The organism is Microcoleus sp. Pol11C3 (genome assembly GCF_036701485.1).
Classification (GTDB): Bacteria; Cyanobacteriota; Cyanobacteriia; order Cyanobacteriales; family Microcoleaceae; genus Microcoleus.
The window spans coordinates 1-2498 of sequence record NZ_JAUBQW010000266.1; the positions used below are offsets into that span (position 1 = coordinate 1).

Here is a 2498-nt window from a genome sequence, read left to right on the forward strand (position 1 = left end):
TCTATTTTCAGCGCGGCTTCTTGGCTCTATCCTTTATGCAGCAAGCATTATAGGTACGTTGTCACCCGCTAAGGTAATCTACTTTCACATCTTGCAGTCGCACTGATGCAGATTCCGACTCAACAAATACCAAGGGAATTTTGTAGGCTTCCGAAAGAGGCAAAATCAAACCCGCCTGAAGCGCCGGCCACAACGGCGCCCCCGTTACTAATTCTGATGCTTCGTTGACAATGGCTAAAATATCTAAGTTGAAAGTATTGCCAATGCAAGCGGCAAGTTTTAAGGCTTTCTGAGTAGACTCTGGTAGCTTTTGAATGTTTCTGGCAATCAGTTCGACTATGTTTAAATCGGTAATACCGATGGCTTGTATTGACTCAATATCCCATTGCCATTTGTCGCTGCTGGCTTCATAATTCAGCAGTTTTTCCAAGGCGAGGGTTTTCAGCAGTTGGGTTAAAAAGAAAGGGTTGCCTTGGGTTTTGCTAAAAAGGAGTTCGGAAAAGGATTGAATGCGTTTTGTGGCTGCGGATTCATTGAGAGTCTCGGCAATCAGTTGGCTAACATGATTTAGCGCTAAAGGTTGGACGGTGATGTTATGAAGATTAGCCCCCACTTCGCGGATTTTTTCTAAGGTTTGAATTAAAGGGTGAGTGGGGTTGACTTCGTTATCGCGATATGCTCCAATAATTAACAAATATTGGCTATCAGGGTCGCTCATCAGCAGTTGCATCAGTTTCAGGGAGGCTGAATCTGCCCACTGTAAGTCATCTAAAAAAAGCACAACGGGGTGCTGTGGCTGACAAAAGACTTTGAGGAATTGTTGGAAAACTCGATTGAAGCGGTTTTGTGATTCTGTTGGCCCTAATTGCGGCACTTCTGGTTGGGGGCCGATAATAAATTCTACTTCGGGAATGACATCAATAATGACTTGGGCATTGGGGATAAGGGCATCTAAGAGTTGATGTTTCCAATTGGCAATTTTTCCGGCATTTTCTGTGAGTAATTGGTTGATTAAGGCTTGAAAAGCGGTGATGATGGCTGAGTAGGGAATGTTGCGGTTAAATTGGTCAAATTTGCCGGAGATGAAGTAACCGCGTTGGCGGACTATGGGTTTGTGAACTTCGTTGACGATGGCGGTTTTGCCAATGCCGGAATAGCCGGAAACCAGGATCATTTCTGCGGTTGGTAGGGGCAAACCCCCCGTGGTTGCCCCATCCCCCGCGATTGCACCATCGGCATTGGGGGCGGGCACGGGGGCACCGCCCCTACTAATTCTTTCAAAGGCGGCTAGTAGTTCTATTACTTCTTTTTCGCGGCCGTAAAGTTTTTGTGGTATCAGTAACTTGCTACCTTTATCGCGGGTAGCAAGCACAAAAGGTGAGATTGTTCCCGTAGCCAGCAATTGATTTAAACAAGTTTCTAAGTCAAATTTTAATCCGGCTGCGCTCTGATATCTCTCTTCGGCATTTTTCGCTAACAGTTTCATGACGATATCAGAAATAACTTGAGGAATTTCTCTGATTTCACCAAGTGGTAACGGCTGTTTCGCTAAGTGACAATGGATTAATTCCATCGGGTCTTCAGTGACAAAAGGTAACTGACCCGCCAGCATTTCGTATAAAGTCACTCCTAAAGAATAATAGTCGCTGCGGTAATCTACCGAGCGGTTCATTCGCCCCGTTTGTTCTGGGGAGAGATAGGCTAGAGTACCAGCCAGTTCCGAGGGATTGCTAACAGCTTGATTCTCTTGTTGCAGGCGGGAGGATATGCTAAAGTCAGTGAGTTTAACTGCACCTGTGGCAGAGTTAATAATAATATTTCCCGGTTTAATATCTTTGTGAATAATCGAATGGCGGTGTAAATAATCTAAGGCATCTATTAAGATGATGGCAATTATCAGAACTTCTGTTAAAGGGAAGGTTTGGTTAGTAAGTAACTGGTCGATAGAGGAGCCGCCAAAATCTTCTAAAATCAGGGCAAAGCTATTACGATAGTTTTCTAAGCTATAGACTTTGGTGATACTGCCACAGTCTAGGGGTTGGGCAATTTTGTATTCATTTCTGAGACGGGTGACTTCTTCCAGGGTGGGGTACTCGGACTTGAGGAGTTTAACAATCGCAGGTTGTTGGTCGCGTTCCCGGTAGCCTCGATAAACCACACTTTTTACGCCGCTGTGAATTTCTTGTACAATGCGATATCCATTAAGTCCGAGCATAGTCTGTGCGCTAGTTGGTATTGTGCTTGTTGTGATATTAGCCTATCGGGAGTGAAAAGCCCTCTGTCATCGAAAAAGTCCGTAAAAATTCATATTTTGCACCACACCACGATCAAAAAGCTGTAGGGGCGGGTTCACCAACAAGATTTGGTGAAAATCAACGGCTCTTCCGTACTTATAGTGCTAAAATGTTAACAATAAAGTTGACAAACAAGTTTTACAGTCATAAAATATGAAAAAGTTAATGACCAACATACTAAATTTACCTGGCGTGATAGTAGAA

Annotated in this window: 1 protein-coding gene; it reads right to left on the minus strand. The window is 44.0% G+C overall.

Translation table 11 applies throughout. The features are described 5' to 3' along the window. Positions 1-61 precede the first annotated feature (61 nt). Positions 62-2215, minus strand: coding sequence for an AAA family ATPase (locus QUA40_RS28310; RefSeq protein ID WP_333131974.1), 2154 nt, complete (start codon positions 2213-2215; stop codon positions 62-64). Positions 2216-2498 lie beyond the last annotated feature (283 nt).

Excerpts from the sequence above, each read along its gene's own strand:
- QUA40_RS28310 (WP_333131974.1), bottom strand. The coding sequence starts at position 2,215 with ATGCTCGGACTTAATGGATATCGCATTGTACAAGAAATTCACAGCGGC.